At 64.1% G+C, this 16,403-nt stretch carries 18 protein-coding genes; 9 read left to right on the top strand and 9 right to left on the bottom strand.

The genetic code is table 11. The features are described 5' to 3' along the window. Positions 1–142 precede the first annotated feature (142 nt). Positions 143–1,804, top strand: a complete 1,662-nt coding sequence (locus LB529_RS01135; protein ID WP_224709916.1) for an acyl-CoA synthetase — start codon at positions 143–145, stop codon at positions 1,802–1,804. A gap of 91 nt (positions 1,805–1,895) precedes the next feature. Beyond that, positions 1,896–2,789, top strand: a complete 894-nt coding sequence (locus LB529_RS01130; RefSeq protein ID WP_224709915.1) for a hypothetical protein — start codon at positions 1,896–1,898, stop codon at positions 2,787–2,789. Between the two features lie 107 nt (positions 2,790–2,896). On the opposite strand, the gene LB529_RS01125 is transcribed toward LB529_RS01130, so the two are convergent. From LB529_RS01125 to LB529_RS01105, 5 genes are all read right to left on the bottom strand, one after another. Continuing rightward, entirely contained in the window at positions 2,897–4,321 is a 1,425-nt protein-coding gene (locus LB529_RS01125) for a hypothetical protein (RefSeq protein ID WP_095767142.1), read from the bottom strand. A 443-nt stretch (positions 4,322–4,764) separates the two neighbouring features. Then, entirely contained in the window at positions 4,765–5,274 is a 510-nt protein-coding gene (locus LB529_RS01120) for an Hsp20/alpha crystallin family protein (RefSeq protein ID WP_224513219.1), read from the bottom strand. Between the two features lie 88 nt (positions 5,275–5,362). Continuing rightward, positions 5,363–5,839 carry an Hsp20 family protein gene (locus LB529_RS01115; RefSeq protein WP_224709914.1) on the bottom strand — a complete coding sequence of 159 codons (477 nt, stop codon included), beginning with the start codon at positions 5,837–5,839 and terminating at the stop codon, positions 5,363–5,365. A gap of 242 nt (positions 5,840–6,081) precedes the next feature. Continuing rightward, positions 6,082–6,354 carry an usg protein gene (locus LB529_RS01110; RefSeq protein ID WP_140546471.1) on the bottom strand — a complete coding sequence of 91 codons (273 nt, stop codon included), beginning with the start codon at positions 6,352–6,354 and terminating at the stop codon, positions 6,082–6,084. A gap of 13 nt (positions 6,355–6,367) precedes the next feature. Continuing rightward, positions 6,368–6,715, bottom strand: a complete 348-nt coding sequence (locus LB529_RS01105; protein WP_224524793.1) for a hypothetical protein — start codon at positions 6,713–6,715, stop codon at positions 6,368–6,370. Positions 6,716–7,045: 330 nt separating this feature from the next. Between LB529_RS01105 and groES the strand changes: the two genes are divergently transcribed. From groES to htpG, 6 genes are all read left to right on the top strand, one after another. Further along, positions 7,046–7,360, top strand: coding sequence for a co-chaperone GroES (groES, locus tag LB529_RS01100; RefSeq protein WP_224709913.1), 315 nt, complete (start codon positions 7,046–7,048; stop codon positions 7,358–7,360). A 61-nt stretch (positions 7,361–7,421) separates the two neighbouring features. Further along, positions 7,422–9,050 carry a chaperonin GroEL gene (gene groL / locus LB529_RS01095; protein ID WP_095767138.1) on the top strand — a complete coding sequence of 543 codons (1,629 nt, stop codon included), beginning with the start codon at positions 7,422–7,424 and terminating at the stop codon, positions 9,048–9,050. A gap of 76 nt (positions 9,051–9,126) precedes the next feature. Continuing rightward, positions 9,127–9,339 carry a hypothetical protein gene (locus LB529_RS01090; RefSeq protein WP_224709912.1) on the top strand — a complete coding sequence of 71 codons (213 nt, stop codon included), beginning with the start codon at positions 9,127–9,129 and terminating at the stop codon, positions 9,337–9,339. A 61-nt stretch (positions 9,340–9,400) separates the two neighbouring features. Beyond that, entirely contained in the window at positions 9,401–9,799 is a 399-nt protein-coding gene (locus tag LB529_RS01085; protein ID WP_224627700.1) for a helix-turn-helix domain-containing protein, read from the top strand. Next, positions 9,780–10,082 carry a DUF982 domain-containing protein gene (locus tag LB529_RS01080; protein ID WP_224709911.1) on the top strand — a complete coding sequence of 101 codons (303 nt, stop codon included), beginning with the start codon at positions 9,780–9,782 and terminating at the stop codon, positions 10,080–10,082. The genes LB529_RS01085 and LB529_RS01080 overlap by 20 nt, the downstream gene beginning before the upstream one ends. A 60-nt stretch (positions 10,083–10,142) precedes the next feature. Next, complete coding sequence (gene htpG / locus LB529_RS01075) at positions 10,143–12,035, top strand: molecular chaperone HtpG (protein WP_224709910.1); 1,893 nt, start codon at positions 10,143–10,145, stop codon at positions 12,033–12,035. 58 nt (positions 12,036–12,093) lie between these two features. Here the strand turns inward: htpG and LB529_RS01070 are convergent, their stop codons facing one another. Then, positions 12,094–13,716: an ABC-F family ATP-binding cassette domain-containing protein gene (locus LB529_RS01070; RefSeq protein WP_224709909.1), complete on the bottom strand. Its 1,623-nt coding sequence runs from the start codon at positions 13,714–13,716 to the stop codon at positions 12,094–12,096. A gap of 217 nt (positions 13,717–13,933) precedes the next feature. Between LB529_RS01070 and LB529_RS01065 the strand changes: the two genes are divergently transcribed. Continuing rightward, on the top strand, positions 13,934–14,260 hold the full coding sequence (locus LB529_RS01065) for a GYD domain-containing protein (RefSeq protein ID WP_224524808.1): 327 nt from the start codon (positions 13,934–13,936) through the stop codon (positions 14,258–14,260). 24 nt (positions 14,261–14,284) lie between these two features. Here LB529_RS01065 and LB529_RS01060 read toward each other — a convergent pair whose 3' ends face one another. The 3 genes from LB529_RS01060 to LB529_RS01050 all read right to left on the bottom strand — a co-directional run bounded on the left by LB529_RS01060 (position 14,285) and on the right by LB529_RS01050 (position 16,242). Next, on the bottom strand, positions 14,285–15,028 hold the full coding sequence (locus tag LB529_RS01060) for a 2OG-Fe(II) oxygenase (protein ID WP_140846994.1): 744 nt from the start codon (positions 15,026–15,028) through the stop codon (positions 14,285–14,287). Positions 15,029–15,289: 261 nt separating this feature from the next. After that, positions 15,290–15,814, bottom strand: a complete 525-nt coding sequence (locus tag LB529_RS01055) for a hypothetical protein (protein WP_224709908.1) — start codon at positions 15,812–15,814, stop codon at positions 15,290–15,292. A 5-nt stretch (positions 15,815–15,819) separates the two neighbouring features. Next, positions 15,820–16,242, bottom strand: coding sequence for an OsmC family protein (locus LB529_RS01050; protein ID WP_140846122.1), 423 nt, complete (start codon positions 16,240–16,242; stop codon positions 15,820–15,822). Between the last annotated feature and the right edge of the window lie 161 nt (positions 16,243–16,403).

Genomic DNA, 16,403 nt, shown 5'->3' with positions numbered 1-16,403 from the left:
CGCCGCGGAAGCCAGCCGTCTTTCATGGGCCGGCCTTGCTTGACTGCCACGACTTTCGCCGCAATCGACCAGCGCCATCTTTTCGGGCAATCTCTCTCGGCGGCGATCATTGGAAAATGACCGCCGCCGAGGGAGGATTGCCATGACCGACACGCCAGCGGCGCTGCCGCGCTATGAGGATGCCGTTGCGCAATTCCGCATCGAGGACGAGATCGCGCGCCTCCACGGCGATCCGGCGACCGGCATCAACGCCTATGTCGAATGCTGCGGCCGCTATACCGGCGAAAACCGGCTGGCGCTGCGCGCGATCTCGGCTGCCGGTGAATTGCGCGAATACTCCTTCGACGATCTGGCCGACATGGCGGGCCGCGTCGGCACCCTGCTCAAAGGTCTCGGCGTGCGCCCTGGCGACGTCGTCGCCGGCATGCTGCCACGCATCCCTGAATTGGTGGCGCTGATCCTCGGCACATGGCGAGTCGGCGCTGTGTACCAGCCGCTGTTCACCGCTTTCGGGCCGAAGGCTGTCGAGCATCGCCTGAACTACAGCAAGGCGAAGCTGGTGGTGACCAACCCCGCAAACCGCGCCAAGCTCGACGAGGTGGAAAACCGTCCGCGCATCGCTACCATCGTTGGGCCCGGCGACGCCCTTGCAGCAGGCGACGTCGATTTCCGCGCGGCGCTCGCGGCTGCCTCCCTCGATAGCGAGCTGGTCATGCGCAAGGGCACCGACCTGTTCATGATGATGTCGACCTCCGGCACGACCGGGCACCCAAAGGGCGTGCCGGTGCCGCTCAAAGCGCTGCTTGCCTTCGGCGCCTATATGCGTGACGCGATCGGGCTTCGGCCCGACGACATCTTCTGGAATATCGCCGATCCCGGCTGGGCCTATGGGCTCTACTACGCCATCACCGGGCCTTTGCAGCTCGGCATCGCCACCACCTTCTACGAAGGCGCCTTCAACGCGAAATCGACTTACGACATCATCGAGCGTCTCGGCGTCACCAGCCTGGCCGGCTCGCCGACAGCCTATCGCCTGCTAATGGCGGAAGGGCCCGAGGCCGCGGCCCGCGTCAAGGGCATGCTGCGCGTGGTGAGCAGCGCCGGCGAGCCGCTCAATCCGGAGGTGATCCGCTGGTTCGACGCGCATCTTGCAGCGCCGATCCACGATCATTACGGCCAGACCGAGAATGGCATGATGGTCAACAACCATCATGGTCTGGCGCATACGGTCCGCGCCGGCTCGGCCGGCTTTGCCATGCCCGGCTACCGCATGGTGGTGCTGGACGAGGCAGACAACGAACTCGGCCCCAACCAACCCGGCGTGCTGGCGGTCGATATCGCCAACTCGCCGCTGCGCTGGTTCGACGGCTACCACCAGGCGGAAACGCCGGCGATCGCGGGCGGCTACTACCGCACCGGCGACACGGTGGAATATGAGACGGACGGCTCGGTCTCCTTCATCGGGCGGGCCGACGATGTCATCACCTCGTCCGGCTACCGCATCGGACCCTTCGATGTCGAAAGCGCGCTGATCGAGCATCCGGCGGTCAACGAGGCGGCCGTCGTCGGCGTACCCGATCCGCAGCGCACGGAGATCGTCAAGGCGTTCGTAGTGCTGGCGCCCGCCTTCAAGGGCAGCGAGGCGCTAGCCGAGGAACTCGCCCAGCATGTGAAGAAGCGGCTGTCTGCGCATTCCTATCCGCGCGAGGTCGAGTTCGTCAGCGAACTGCCGAAGACACCGAGCGGCAAGATCCAGCGGTTCTTGCTGAGGAAGGCCGAGGTGGAGAAGCGCAAGGCGGAATAAAGATTTGGCTCTCCATGATTTCCGCCACGCAAAAGCCGCCAAGTCGGGCGATGGCTCCCAAGGGCTTTGATCGCTAATTTGGGGTTGCAGCATGCGGTTGGTCTTGACGCTTCTCATTGCGCTGGCGGGCAACGCGGCATATGCCGCCTCGCCGGAAGATGATTATATCGTCGCGCGCGACAAGGCGATCGCCGATATCACCGCGCAGGAAAGCGCCAATACGGCGATCGAAACTATCGATGCCCAGAACGAGAAGGCGCTGGCAGACCTCCAGCAGCGCCTCGCCGCCATTCTCGGTCCGCTCTCCGTCAAAGGCTTTTCGGCGACCGGTACCATCAATGTTCAAAGCCTCAACGCTTCCGATATCGGCTACGGCATGCTGGACGGGCTACGATATGCGCAGAGCGAGGACGGCCCAAGCATCGTCGCCTCGACTCGCGGGTTGACCGAGCGCTGGCTCAAGTCCAAATCGTCCGAAGCGGAAGCGGATTTCAAGCTGCCCGCCGACATCGGAGCGGCGTTGAAGCTCGACAGTTTTTACACCCAGGCCATCGGCAGCGACGCGGCATTCTCGGGCACGCTCGACTTTTCGCTGAAGAAGCCCGACGGCGCCGATGCGGTGGTCGCGCGGCTTGGCGGCTGGACCCAGGACGTCGGACCGATCTACGATCAGCACGTCGTCGTGGCAGTCGTCAAAGGTGACCGCGTGCTGATTGCCGAGGCACCCGCCTCGCCCGCCGTGCCGAAGATCGCGGCCTGCGATTCAATCTGGGCAGCCGCCGACGCCGCCGCGCAGAAAGCCCAGCAGGCCGACCAGGGTTCGGACCAGGACGATCCGCAGGCCTCTGATCCCGCCAACGCCGCCTGGGAAAAGGGCGACGCCGACTACCGCGCCTGCATGGCCCAGCGCCTGCCCGGCGACCCGTCCTTCCCGGCGCTGCTCAAGCAGGCGCAGGACCTTGCCGACGACATGGCTGGAAAATAGTCCGCCAGGGCAATTCCAGAAAAGCGCAGCGGCTCTCGAAGTGAGCGGTTTCAAACCATGAGAGATAGAGCGGGCCGGCGCTGTCGAAGCCGAGCCGCTCGAAACCCTCAGCCTCCGTTCGCCCGCATGTTGCGCCGAGAAACGCGCCGCGCGACGGGGCGCGCCGCTTCCGCGATGATCCCGTTGGTTTGAGGCGCGGCATCCATGCGCGACCTTGCGTCGGTCACCCGATGCAGGCGCTCATAAGGCAGCAATTCCCGGATGCGGGCGTTGAGCGCTTCGACTTCGGCGCGCAAATCCTCGCATTCCTGCTTCTGGATATCGAGCTGGATCTGCTCCGACGCCTGCTGCAGCGAAAGCCGTGAGAAATTGGTGCTGACCTCGGACAGGTTCTTCTTGTCGGCTTCGCTCTCGTCCTTGAGAACGGCGAGCCTTTTCTCCGCAATCTGGCGTTCGGTGACGGCGTCGTTCAGCTGCGCCTTTAGCCTGGTGATCTCGTCCGTGGCTTCGCCATTGTCGGTCGAGACCTTGTCCAGACGCGACTGCAGTTCCTGGATCTCGGCACGCAAACCGCGCATTTCCGCGTGGCTGCGTGCCAATTCGGCGGTGCTGTCGCTCTCGGCGATCCGCGCCGCCTCGATTGTTTCGGCAAGCCTGGCCTGCGCTGCCTCGAGCGCTTTCTGCAGCCGGGTTTCTTCCTTTTCGTGGTTGCCGATTTGAGCCATCAGCTCGGCGATGTGGGCGGTTTCACTGGCGTGGGTTGCCGCGAACTCGTCGAACTTGTGCCGGGCCTCCGCCTCGCGCTTTTGCGCCTGCTCCAGATCGACGGAAAGGCCGACCTGCTTTTCGCGCAGCAGCTTGTTCTCGGCGCCGCGCCTGTCGACTTCGACGGTCTTGGCCGTCAGGGCTTTAACGATCTCGCCGAACTCCGTCTCGCGCCTGGCGGTCTCATTGCCCATCTCCACCAGCTCCAGGCGCACCGCCGCAAGCGCCGAGCGCAGCTGCTCCCGGTCCTGGACGAGGCTCGCCTCGCGCTGCTGCCACGCTTCGGCCGCGCCGTCGCGTTCGCGCTGCCGGCGGGCGGCGTCAAGCAATTGTTCCGACAATGTCTTGTGTTCGGCGGTGAGAGCGAGATTTGCCAGCTCCAGCTCGTTGGAGCGCAACACGTCGCGATGGAAGACGTTGAGGACTTCGCGCGTCATATGATGCGCAGTGGCGATCTCCGCCAGCTTTGCCTCGATCTCCTGCAGATGGCCCTGCCCGTCCCGGAAAAGCCCGGTGACGGCCTCCAGGGCGGCCAGCCGCGTCTGGGTATGCGGTGTCAGCCGCGATGCCGATGCGTCGGACGGCTCTTCGGCCGGCGGATTCTCGTCGCTTGCAACCAGTTCCCGACCGGCGACGGCGTCGTCTTCCGACGGCGGCTGTTCGTCATCTTTGAGAACGTCCTCGAACGCCTCCGCCAGATCCGATTGGAGTTCCTGAAATTCCTTATCGACGTCCTCGGCCCGCTTGATCAGAGACTTGAAATTCATCACGGCACATCCCTTACGCTCGACGACACATCTTTTACGCTCGCCCCCGGGCGTACTTAACGAATTACTAATCTATCGCGTTACCTTCCGTTCGGGAAGCCTGTGCAAAGGAAACCAAAATTAAGGTTATCGCCGGTCCCAATCTGATGCGGATCCGCGCTAGGTGAGCCCCTCTCCCGTTCCTAACATATGTTAGCTTTCTCTCCGGATAGGTGCTGAAAGCATGCGCAGCAGAAGGGAAAGACAGCGAGCTGCTTGTCATCATTCAGATGAGCGATGCGAAGACTTCTGGACGGAAAAAAGAAGCTCCCGCCGTATAAATTTTCTCTTCCTCGGCCGCCCATGATCGATCGAGTGGAGTTGCTTGCGCGAGCATCCGATTGCCGTGGCTCTATGGGAGGTCGACGCGGGAGGCGGATGGGCCGACCTCCCGCGTCGGTGCATCAACTCTTGATGTCGATGCGCTTGACCTGCGACTGCGCCTTCTCGCTCTTCGGCAAGGTGACGGTCAGCACGCCGTTCTTGAAGCGGGCATCCACCTCGTCTTCCTTGACCTCGTAGCCGACCGGGATGCGGCGCTCGAAGCGGCCGTAATAGCGCTCGGAGAACTGCCTATCCTTGTCCTCCGTCTCGGAGCGCTTCTCGCCTCTCAGCGTCAGCACGCCGTCGTCGAGCAGGACCTCGATGTCTTTCTGTTCGAGGCCAGGCACCTCGGCCATCACCTTGATCTCCTTCTCGCCGTTGGAGATCTCGACGCTCGGCCAACCGGCGCCGAGGGCGGAGACACCGCCAAGTGACGGCAACCGACTGTCGAAGCCGCGGAAAACGTCGTCAAACAGGCGGTTCACCTCGCGATGCAGCGACAGGAACGGATCGCGCTCACCGTCGCGGAATATGCTTGGAAGCTGGTTGCCGTTGCTCCGGCCCCAGGGGATCAGATCACGGACACTCATGGTTTGCTCCTTTCTGTTCATCGGCTCGAAAAGCACCTACGCGCCGGGCAGTGCCCGGCGCATAGCGCGGATGCGCTCACAGAAGCCCTTAGGCGGCGTGCTTCTCGGCTTCGATCTTCTTTGTCGTGCCTTTGAGCGTTGCCTTGTCGGCCGCGATCTCGATCCGCCGCGGTTTCATCTCTTCTGGAATTTCGCGCTTCAGATCGATCGTCAGCAGCCCATTGACCAAGCTGGCGCCAACGACCTTGACGTGGTCGGCAAGCTCGAAGCGGCGCTGGAATGCACGGCCGGCGATGCCACGATGCAGGTACTCGCCCTTGTCCTCGCCGGCTTTCTGGCCAGAGACCATGAGCATGTTCTGCTCCTGGGTAATGGCCAGTTCGTCCTGCGAGAACCCAGCCACCGCCATACTGATGCGGTAGTCGTCGTCTGCGGTCTTGGCGATGTCATAGGGTGGCCAATTGTCGACGGTCTCGATCCGGCTCGCCGTCTCGAGCGCGTTCAGCATTCGATCGAAGCCGATGCTCGACCGGAACAGGGGACTGAAGTCAAACGTGGTTCTCATAGCTACATCCTCCATTGAGCAACATAGATACGAGGAGCGCCAAGGAAGCGGCGCCCCTTGACCTTGCCGGTCTCTCTCAAGCACCGGCGTAATCGATCTGGGAATTCAACACGGGCACGTCAAGGCCCCGCTCCGAAGCCGCCTTCAAGGTCGTGAAAGTCAGTCCCTTCGTCTGCATGCAGGCAGGCAAATCATGAGTTGGAGGCGGCCGCACAACCACGACCGCCTCGGGGAGCTGATCTTCAATGGATCGCGATGATCCCGTCGACGGCCCGCCACTCCGACGCCCTGATGAGCCGATGGTGAGCGACACGGACAGAATGCAAGGCGCCAGCCAGCTCGCGCTCCCAAAAGCCCAGAAAGCCCCTCAGCGCCGGGAAATCCGGGGCAAGATCATAGTCCTGCCAGACGTAAAGCTGGAGCAGGCTGGGATGGTCGGGCAGATGATAATGGATCTCGGCAGTGGTCAAGCCATAGCCATTCATCTGCAAGCGGAATTCCCTGCTGACCGCCATCGCCTTCGGGCCTTCACGCGCTCAGCCGGTCGACCACCTGCCGGTGGTCGTCATCGGCAGGGCCGCTGGGCGGCGGAGCCAGCGCATCAAGCCGGCGCAGCGCATCCATGATGTCGTCGAAGGAGACCGGCCGCTCGGTGCCCGGCGGCTGGCGCAGCGCCGGCATCGATTCTACGGCGCAAGCATCGGACGCCCAGGACGAAAGGATCGCCCGCTTTTCCCATATATCGAGCGAGCCGTCCTCCAGCACATCCCGCGGGTGCTGAAAATGCCTGGCCGGCGACAGCAGCCGGTCGAGCGAAAGGTCTGATAGTTCGGGAGCTAGGGAAGGAATGATCGGCGAAAGCGTCTGTCGGTCCATTTCTGTCCTCCGTCTCCAAAAACTCCTTGCTTCGGGTTCCAATTTCTCAGCGGTCCCGGCGCTGCCGGGCACCGATAATCTTGTTCAACTCAATCGCGAATTCAAGCCTCTCCGTTATCGGAGCGGGCCAATTTACCGCATGTTTTCAGCGCGCTAGCACTCAACGGTCGAGAGTGCCAAAAAATTTGCGGTACCCCCTTGAAAGTAGATGAAGGCAAAATTAGCTCGACATGCGCGCGATGCCGAAAGGGTCGCGCGAGCCCCGCTCCGGTCCTGCCGGTCCGGAGCGGAGGAACTGCTCGCAATCTGTTTGTCCTGAAGGAGAACGATATGACGTTCCGTCCATTGCATGACCGCGTGCTCGTGCGCCGCATCGAGGCCGAAGAGAAGACGGCCGGCGGTATCATCATCCCCGACACTGCCAAGGAAAAGCCGCAGGAAGGCGAAGTCATCGCCGTCGGCCCGGGGACCCGCGACGAGGGCGGCAAGCTCGTGCCCCTCGACGTGAAGGTCGGCGACCGCATCCTGTTCGGCAAGTGGTCCGGCACCGAGATCAAGCTCAACGGCGAGGATCTGCTCATCATGAAGGAAAGCGATGTGATGGGCGTGATCGAGCAGGCCGCGACGCTGAAGAAAGCCGCCTGACCGGGGCTTCGATAGAACCGCAACCCAGTCAATGAAAGCTGCCTAAACAAGGAGTGATCCAATGGCTGCCAAGGAAGTCAAATTCCATTCCGACGCCCGCGAGCGCATGCTGCGCGGCGTCAATATCCTCGCCGACGCGGTGAAGGTGACGCTCGGTCCGAAGGGCCGCAACGTCGTCATCGACAAGTCGTTCGGCGCTCCGCGCATCACCAAGGACGGCGTCACCGTCGCCAAGGAGATCGAGCTCGAGGACAAGTTCGAGAACATGGGCGCCCAGATGGTCCGCGAAGTTGCTTCGAAGACCAGCGACCTCGCGGGCGACGGCACCACGACGGCCACCGTGCTTGCCCAGGCGATCGTTCGCGAAGGGGCCAAGGCCGTTGCGTCGGGCATGAACCCGATGGATCTGAAACGCGGTATCGACAAGGCGGTGGATGCCGTCGTCGCCGAACTCAAGGTCAACGCCCGCAAGATCACCAGCAACGACGAGATCGCCCAGGTCGGCACGATCTCGGCCAATGGCGATGCCGAGATCGGCCGCTTCCTGGCCGAGGCTATGGAAAAAGTCGGCAACGAAGGCGTCATCACCGTCGAGGAGGCCAAGACGGCCGAGACCGAGCTGGAAGTCGTGGAAGGCATGCAGTTCGACCGCGGCTATCTCTCGCCCTATTTCATCACCAACCAGGACAAGATGCGCGTCGAGCTCGAAGAGCCCTATGTGCTGATCCACGAGAAGAAGCTCGGCAATCTGCAGGCCCTGCTGCCGGTGCTGGAAGCCGTGGTGCAGTCCGGCAAGCCGCTGCTGATCATCGCCGAGGATGTCGAAGGCGAAGCTCTGGCCACGCTCGTCGTCAACAAGCTGCGCGGCGGGCTTAAGGTCGCCGCCGTCAAGGCTCCGGGCTTCGGCGACCGCCGCAAGGCCATGCTGGAGGACATCGCCATCCTGACCGGCGGCACGGCCATCAGTGAGGATCTCGGCATCAAGCTGGAGAACGTCACTCTGGAGATGCTCGGCCGCGCCAAGAAGGTCGCGATCGAAAAGGAAAACACCACCATCGTCGACGGCGCCGGCAAGAAGGAGGAGATCCAGGGCCGCATCACGCAAATCAAGGCGCAGATCGAGGAGACCACCTCCGACTATGATCGCGAGAAGCTGCAGGAGCGGCTGGCCAAGCTCGCCGGCGGCGTTGCCGTGATCCGCGTCGGCGGCGCCACGGAAGTGGAGGTCAAGGAGAAGAAGGACCGCGTCGACGACGCGCTGCACGCCACGCGCGCGGCGGTCGAGGAAGGTATCCTGCCCGGCGGCGGCGTTGCCCTGCTCAGGGCGGCCAAGGCGCTCGACACAGTCGCCGTCGACAACCCGGACCAGAGATACGGCGTCGACATCGTGCGGCGCGCGATCGAGGCTCCGGCGCGCCAGATCGCCGAGAACAGCGGGTCGGAAGGTTCGATCATCGTCGGCAAGCTGCGCGAGAAGACCGAATTCGCCTATGGCTGGAACGCCCAGACCGGCGAATATGGCGACCTCTACAAACAGGGCGTCATCGATCCCGCCAAGGTCGTGCGCACCGCGCTGCAGGATGCGGCCTCGGTTGCCGGACTGCTCGTCACCACCGAGGCCATGGTGGCCGAGAAGCCGAAGAAGGAGGCCGCTCCGGCCATGCCGGCCGGCGCCGGCATGGACTTCTGAGACGCCGACGGGAGCCCGCTTCTGGCAACGGGAGCGGGCGTTTCGAAACGCACGATGGGAGGCCCTTATGGATATGATGAGCGGCAATGGCTCGGTTCCGGCACCGACGCGCCCGGCAAGCGAATTCCTCGCTTATGAAGCCGAATGCCGAAGCGCATTGAAGCCGCTGCTGGCAGGCTTGCTCGACACGGCCGAATCCGCCGGGTGGAACCGGCGGACCGTTGCCTCAACGCTGATGTTTCTTGCCGCACAGCACGTGTCGGCCACCGAAACATCCAGGGGCGGCTAGCGAAGGTCGGGCCTCGCCTCCAAGGCGGGGCCCATGTGACTGCGAACGGACGAGGATTGCCATGATTGCAGGACGATTGCGCGAATGCCTGAGAATCTTGCGATGGGAAGCTGCCGACGTCGCCGAGGAACTTGGCTGGCCCAGAAACGACGTGACGCGCTGGCTCGAGGGGCGCGCGCCGGTGCCGCTGGCGGTCGCCGCCTGGATCGAGGCCCTCGCCAAGGCACACAAGGCGCTGCCCCCGCCGGGCCTTAACCGGCAGAATTCAGCGACGCACACGCCGGCAGGCCCGGTGGTTGTGCAGACGTTCAACGGCATAGGCCAGCCGCGGCCGCACGGCGTCGTCCTGCAACCGCCCTACCCGCGCCGACATGTGCTGGCCGGGACGACCGGCCATCGTCCCGGCGCCATGAGCATCCACCCGAATGAGGGTTCTGACCATGAACCACGACCGCTTTGAAGAGCCTGTCACCATCCTTGTCGGAATGGGTTTGCCGGTCCGGCTCGAGACCGTGATGGAAGCCTATGCCCTGCTGCAGGATTGGCCGGCCGCGAGCAGGAGCAGCGCGCATGCGATCGCGCTCAATTCCTGCAAAGCCGGCATTGCCGGCGAGATCGACGCGGAAACGGTGCGGGCAACCCTTGTTGCTTTCGCCCACCGCCACGATATCCTGGCGCCGGACCTGGTTTCTCTGGCGCCTGCGGCGCTGGCAGGGAGCGCATCCACAAGCAACAATGGCTGAAAATTTGAAACCCGGCGCGTGCTGGCGCGGCGGACAACGCAACGAGCGCAGGAATTCTGAATGACGACGGACACCAAGGCGAAGGAAACCAGGACATTCGAGGCGGACGTCTCGCGGCTGCTGCACATGATGGTGCACTCGGTCTATTCGGACCGAGACGTTTTCCTGCGCGAGCTGATCTCCAATGCGGCGGATGCCTGCGAGAGGCTGCGCTTCGAGGCGGTGAGCCGGCCAGAGCTTCTGGGCGACGATGCCAAGCCGCGCATCACGATTGCCGCCAATCCGGACAACAAGGAGCTTTCGGTCGAGGACAACGGCATCGGCATGAGCCGCGACGAGATGGCGGAGGCGCTGGGCACGATCGCGCGCTCCGGCACCCGCGCCTTCATGGAGCGCGTCGAAGCCGGCAAGGCGGCCGAAGACACGCAGCTCATCGGCCAGTTCGGCGTCGGGTTTTATTCGGCCTTCATGGTCGCAGACCGGGTCGACGTCATCAGCCGCCAGGCCGGCAGCGACGAGGCCTTCCGCTGGTCGTCCGACGGCAAGGGCACCTACGAGATCGCGCCGGCGCCGCTCGAGGCAGCACCCAAGCGCGGCACGCGCGTGGTGCTGCATCTGATGGAGGACGCCTCGTCCTACACCACGCCCTATCGGCTCGAGGGCTTGGCGAAGTCGCAGTCCGGGCATGTGCCGGTGCCAATCACATTTGTCGAAAAGCCCGGCGCCGAACCGCGCGACATCGCCGACGGCACGGCGCTTTGGGTGCGGCAAAAGAGCGAGATCAAGCCAGAGGAATATACCGACTTCTACCGCAGCATCGCCGGCCAGTATGACGAGCCCGCCTCGACCATCCATTTCCGCGCCGAGGGCCGGCAGGAATACAGCGTGCTCGCCTTCGTCCCGGGATCGCGGCCGTTCGACCTGTTCGACCAGGACCGCAAGGGCCGCATGAAGCTCTATGTCCGGCGCGTCTTCATCACCGACGAAGCCGATCTGCTGCCGCGCTACCTGCGCTTCGTGCGCGGCCTGGTCGATTCCGCCGACCTGCCGCTCAATGTCTCGCGCGAGATGATCCAGGAAAGCCCGTTGCTCGCAGCGATCCGCAAGGGCGTGACCAACCGCGTTCTCGGCGACCTCGCCAAGACGGCCGAAAACGATGCCGAAGCCTACGCCAAAATCTGGGAAAATTTCGGCGTCGTCCTCAAGGAAGGTCTCTATGAGGATTACGAGCGACGCGAGCAGCTGCTGAAGCTTGCCCGCTTCCGTTCGACGACCTCAGGCGAAGGCTGGCGCCGCCTTGCCGACTATGTCGCAGCGATGAAGGAAGGACAAAAAGCGATCTTCTTCATGGCCGGTGACGATCGCGCCCGGCTCGAAGCCTCGCCCCAGCTCGAAGGTTTTCGCGCACGCGGCATCGAGGTGCTGCTCCTCACCGATCCCGTCGACAGCTTCTGGGTGACGATGGCGCCGGAATTCGACGGCAAGCCGTTCAAGTCGGTGACGCAAGGCGCGGCCGAGCTCGCCGACATTGCGCTGCCCGAAGATGCGACGAAGCCCGACGCGGAGACGTCGTCGGATATCGCCGCCTTCCTGGCTTTCGTGAAAACGACGCTTGGCGAGGAGGTTTCGGACGTGAAGTCCTCCGACCGGCTGACCGAAAGCGCCGTGTGCCTCGTCGCGCCGGAGCATGGCCCGGATCGCCAGTTCGAGCGCCTGCTCAACGCCGCCGGCCGACTCGACAAGGCGGCCAAGCCAATCCTCGAGATCAACCCGCGCCACGAGCGCGTGGCGGCGCTGGCAAAGCTCGGCGACGACGAGAAGGCGTTCAAGGAAGACGCCGCGCATCTGCTTTACGACGAGGCACGTGTGCTCGACGGCGACAAGCCGGCCGACGCCAAGGCGTTCTCGGCGCGGCTTGCGCGGCTGATCGATCGCGGGCTGGCGAGGGGGTAAGCGCCGGCGCTCGCCCCGACAGGGGGAATGCGCCGCCGCCAATTGCGTAGGTCTCGCCCTACCCTCTCAGCCCCGGCGCCTCCTGGCCGGTGCGGGCGACATATTCGGTGTAGCCGCCGCCATAGGTGTGGACGCCGTCGGGCGTCAGCTCGAGCACGCGGTTCGACAGCGCCGCCAGGAAATGGCGGTCGTGCGAGACGAAGAGCATCGTGCCTTCATATTGCGACAGCGCCTCGATCAGCATCTGCTTGGTGGTTATGTCGAGGTGGTTGGTCGGCTCGTCGAGCACCAGCAGGTTGGGCGGATCGAACAGCATCAGCGCCATCACCAGCCGGGCCTTCTCGCCTCCGGAAAGCACGCGGCACTTCTTTTCGATCTCGTCGCCGGAAAAGCCGAAGCAGCCGGCCAAAGCCCTGAGCGGCGCCTGGCCTGCCTGCGGAAACGAGTCCTCCAGCGTCTGGAAGACGGTGCGCTCGCCATCGAGCAGCTCCATGGCGTGCTGGGCGAAATAGCCCATCTTGACGCTCGGGCCGCGCGCGACGGAGCCTTCGTCCGGCTCGGAGGCGCCGGCGACCAGCTTCAGAAGCGTCGACTTGCCGGCGCCGTTGACGCCCATCACGCACCAGCGCTCGCGACGGCGGATCTGGAAGTCGAGGCCCGAATAGATATTGCGGCTGCCATAGGCCTTGTGGATGCCCTTCAGCGTCGCCACGTCCTCGCCGCAGCGCGGCGCCGGCTGGAACTCGAAAGTCACCGTCTGGCGGCGCTTCGGCGGTTCGACACGGTCGATCTTGTCGAGCTTCTTCACCCGGCTCTGCACCTGGGCCGCATGGGAAGCACGCGCCTTGAAACGCTCGATGAAGGCAATCTCCTTGGCCAGCATCGCCTGCTGGCGCTCGAACTGCGCCTGCAGCTGCTTGTCGGCCAGCGCGCGTTGCTCCTGGTAGAATTCGTAATTGCCGGAATAGGAGGTGAGCGCACCGGCGTCGATCTCGATGATCTTGGTGACGATGCGGTTCATGAACTCGCGGTCGTGCGAGGTCATCAGCAGCGCGCCGTCATAATCCTTGAGGAATTTCTCCAGCCAGATCAGGCTTTCGAGGTCGAGATGGTTCGACGGCTCGTCGAGCAGCATGACGTCGGGCCGCATCAGGAGGATGCGGGCGAGTGCCACGCGCATCTTCCAGCCGCCGGAGAGTTTTGAGACGTCGCCGTCCATCATCTCCTGGCTGAAGCCGAGGCCGTCCAACACCTCGCGCGCCCGACCGTCCAGCGCATAGCCGTCAAGCTCCTCGAAGCGGTGCTGCAACTCGCCGTAGCGCTCGATGATCTGATCCATGTCGTCGGCGCGGTCGGGATCGCCCATGGCGTGCTCGAGCTCGCGCATTTCGGCGGCGACCGCGCTGACCGGCCCGGCGCCTTCCATGACTTCGGCGACGGCGCTCAAGCCGCCCATATCGCCGACATCCTGGCTGAAATAGCCGATGGTGACGCCGCGATCGACCGAGACCTGGCCTTCATCGGGCTGCTCCTGGCCAATGATCATGCGAAACAGGGTCGTCTTGCCGGCGCCGTTCGGGCCGACCAGCCCGACCTTCTCGCCCTTCTGCAAGGCGGCGGAAGCTTCGATGAAGACGATCTGTCGGCCGTTCTGCTTGCCGATATTTTCGAGACGGATCATGGGACGGTCCGGGAAACTGCGCTGACGTGGCGGGGATTTGCCCGGGGCATTACGCGAATGCGGGCACGAGGGGAAGAGGCAGAAGCGCCGCATGCCGCGCTCGGCGTATTCCCTTTGAGGCAGACCAGCCGAGGTAAAATTGATTCGCGTCGCCGACAGATCGAGCGCTTAGTGCTGGAGCCAACCACTTGATGGGCTCTGGCAAGGGAGGTCAACCATGGCCATGTACCTGACGCGCTTCAGCTACACGCCCGAGACATGGGCGCGAATGATCGAAAACCCCGAAGATCGCCGCAAGGCAGCCAGCTCATACATAGAATCGGTGGGCGGAAAGCTGCACGGGTTCTGGTACGCGTTCGGCGAACACGACGGCTGGAACCTGTGGGAGGCGCCGGACAATGTTTCGATGGCGTCCGTCGTGCTCGCCATCGGTGCCGGAGGGGCGCTCAGCTCCTGCGAGACCACCGTCCTCCTCAGCGTCGAGGAGATGATGGACGCGCTGGGCAGGGCGAAATCGATCCGTTATCGGCGGCCGGGAGCGTAGAAAAAAACGCCGCCTCGGGGAGTGTCACCTCGCGTCATGGAAGATGATGCCGAGCGTATGTCGCCCGCCTGAGCGCAGGCGGCTAACGCCGTGGCGCAGGTTGACGCGATAGTAACCTCGCGTGCCCTCCACCGGCCGGTTGTGCACGGCGAAGATTACCGCATCGCCGCGCTTGAGCGGCACCACCTCGGCGCGGCTTTGCATGCGCGGGCGCTGCTCGGTGAGCACGAATTCGCCGCCGGTGAAATCCTCGCCGGGCTCGGACAGCAGGATCGCCACCTGCAGCGGAAAGGCAAGCTCGCCGTAGAGATCCTGGTGCAGGCAGTTGAAATCGCCGGGGCCGTATTGCAGCAGAAGCGGCGTCGGCTTTACCTGGCCCTCATCGTGGCAGCGTTTCAGGAAGGCGGCGTGCTCGGCCGGATAGCGCTGGGCAACACCCATCTTCTCGTTCCAGTCATTGGCGACCGTGGCGAGGCGCGGGTAGAGCGTGGTGCGCAGGCCCTCGATCAGGTCCGGCAGCGGATATTTGAAATACCGATATTCGCCCTTGCCGAAGCCGTGGCGCGCCATTACGACATGGCTGCGGAAATGCTCTTCATGCGGGTAGAGCGCGGCGATATCGGCGCATTCTTCCGCCGACAGCATGCCGGGCATGACGGCACAGCCATGGGCGTTGAGTTCAGAGACCAGCGCGCGCCAATCTTGTGCTGCGACGCGGGATTCGGCGGAGCGGCTGGCGCGCTTGGTGTTGAGGGAATGGATGGTCATGGGTTGGCTCCTTCGCTTGGTGTCAAAGTGGGGCGATGGATGAGCATCGGCCACCCGATTCCTGCGGGGGTGGGCGCCGGCTTTCCCTTCTCCCCTTGTGGGAGAAGGTGGCCTCGCGCAGCGAGGTCGGATGAGGGGTGCTGGAAGGAATGAGGCGGCGGCGATTTCAATCTTATCGCCAAGCTGGAACACCCCTCATCCGTCTCGGCGCTAACGCGCCGATCCACCTTCTCCCACAGGGGGAGAAGGAGAAGTCGCGCCTCACTGCCTCCGATACATCTCCAGCTCCGGATCGAGATCCACCTTCACCGCATTGGTGAACACGCAGGTCGCCACCATGATGCCGGCGAAGGCGGTGAGATTGACGAGCAGCGTCTCGTCGTAGCGCGCCTTGAGCGCGGCCCAGGTTTCTTCCGGGACGGCATTGGCATCGGCGGCGATTGCCATGCCGAAGGAAATCAGCAGCGTCTCGTCGGCGGTCGGTTCGATCGCTTCGGGGTCGAGCCCGTTCTCGATTAGGGCGCGGCGAAAGAAGGTCACGGGAATCTCGGCGCGCATCGTTTCGGCGACCGCTTTCGACAACAGCCAGATGGCGCGGTCGTCGAGTGTGGGCTTGAGAAGGTCGCGCAGCGTGAACCATTCGGCGTAGATGCGGTGGGCGGCCGGCGAGTGGAGCAGGATGCGCTTCATGTTGGTCATGCGGCCGCGCAGCGCGAGCTCGCGGTCGTGCTCGGCGCGGATGTCGTCCGAGGCGGTCGCGTAGTCGATCGGCGAAAGATACGCCATTGCGCTCACCCCAGCGTGGAACGAAGCGCCGGCGCGCCGCGCAGCGTGTTGGAGACGGTGCAGATGTTTTCCGCGTCCGCCAGGATTCGCTCTTTCGTCGCGTCATCGAGGTCGCCGGCGATCTCCAGTTTGACGATGAATGTCTCGACCCGTGAGGGCTCGTCCGTCGCCTTCTCGCCGCTGACATCCGCCCTCACCTCGCCGAGCCGGTCGGCGACGCCGAGGCGGGTGGCGGCGATGCGGGCGCTGAGCACCATGCAGGCGGCCAAAGAGGCATGGAGCAGGTCGAGCGGGCTGAAGCCGGGCGCGCTGACCTGCGTGACCACATCGACCGTGCCACCGGTCGGCGTCGTGATCACCGGCAGCCCGCCCGGCGGCAGGACGGCGAGCGCGCCGGCATTGCGGGTTCTGATTTTCAAGTCTGCCATCGTGTCGCCTCCAGTTTGGAGGCCATTGATAGCGGACGGGAATTCACTGAGGCAATCGCCGAGGCAGGCCTTGGGCGATTGGCGTTTCCTCGCCTCCATGAAATGGGGGAGAGGTGGCTCGGCGAAGCCGAGACGGAGAGGGGGAGCGCCCTGCGAAGCCC

The sequence above is a fragment of the Mesorhizobium sp. CA5 genome, from assembly GCF_020165105.1.
GTDB lineage: Bacteria > Pseudomonadota > Alphaproteobacteria > Rhizobiales > Rhizobiaceae > Mesorhizobium.
The sequence above is the reverse complement of the archived record's forward strand: the minus strand, read 5'-3'. Positions and strand labels throughout refer to the sequence as shown.

Excerpts from the sequence above, each read along its gene's own strand:
- groL (WP_095767138.1), top strand. The coding sequence starts at position 7,422 with ATGGCTGCCAAGGAAGTCAAATTCCATTCCGACGCCCGCGAGCGCATG.
- LB529_RS01050 (WP_140846122.1), bottom strand. The coding sequence starts at position 16,242 with ATGGCAGACTTGAAAATCAGAACCCGCAATGCCGGCGCGCTCGCCGTC.
- LB529_RS01125 (WP_095767142.1), bottom strand. The coding sequence starts at position 4,321 with ATGAATTTCAAGTCTCTGATCAAGCGGGCCGAGGACGTCGATAAGGAA.
- LB529_RS01105 (WP_224524793.1), bottom strand. The coding sequence starts at position 6,715 with ATGGACCGACAGACGCTTTCGCCGATCATTCCTTCCCTAGCTCCCGAA.
- LB529_RS01110 (WP_140546471.1), bottom strand. The coding sequence starts at position 6,354 with ATGGCGGTCAGCAGGGAATTCCGCTTGCAGATGAATGGCTATGGCTTG.
- LB529_RS01090 (WP_224709912.1), top strand. The coding sequence starts at position 9,127 with ATGAGCGGCAATGGCTCGGTTCCGGCACCGACGCGCCCGGCAAGCGAA.
- LB529_RS01135 (WP_224709916.1), top strand. The coding sequence starts at position 143 with ATGACCGACACGCCAGCGGCGCTGCCGCGCTATGAGGATGCCGTTGCG.
- LB529_RS01060 (WP_140846994.1), bottom strand. The coding sequence starts at position 15,028 with ATGACCATCCATTCCCTCAACACCAAGCGCGCCAGCCGCTCCGCCGAA.
- htpG (WP_224709910.1), top strand. The coding sequence starts at position 10,143 with ATGACGACGGACACCAAGGCGAAGGAAACCAGGACATTCGAGGCGGAC.
- LB529_RS01130 (WP_224709915.1), top strand. The coding sequence starts at position 1,896 with ATGCGGTTGGTCTTGACGCTTCTCATTGCGCTGGCGGGCAACGCGGCA.
- LB529_RS01115 (WP_224709914.1), bottom strand. The coding sequence starts at position 5,839 with ATGAGAACCACGTTTGACTTCAGTCCCCTGTTCCGGTCGAGCATCGGC.
- LB529_RS01080 (WP_224709911.1), top strand. The coding sequence starts at position 9,780 with ATGAACCACGACCGCTTTGAAGAGCCTGTCACCATCCTTGTCGGAATG.
- LB529_RS01055 (WP_224709908.1), bottom strand. The coding sequence starts at position 15,814 with ATGGCGTATCTTTCGCCGATCGACTACGCGACCGCCTCGGACGACATC.
- LB529_RS01070 (WP_224709909.1), bottom strand. The coding sequence starts at position 13,716 with ATGATCCGTCTCGAAAATATCGGCAAGCAGAACGGCCGACAGATCGTC.
- LB529_RS01065 (WP_224524808.1), top strand. The coding sequence starts at position 13,934 with ATGGCCATGTACCTGACGCGCTTCAGCTACACGCCCGAGACATGGGCG.
- LB529_RS01085 (WP_224627700.1), top strand. The coding sequence starts at position 9,401 with ATGATTGCAGGACGATTGCGCGAATGCCTGAGAATCTTGCGATGGGAA.
- groES (WP_224709913.1), top strand. The coding sequence starts at position 7,046 with ATGACGTTCCGTCCATTGCATGACCGCGTGCTCGTGCGCCGCATCGAG.
- LB529_RS01120 (WP_224513219.1), bottom strand. The coding sequence starts at position 5,274 with ATGAGTGTCCGTGATCTGATCCCCTGGGGCCGGAGCAACGGCAACCAG.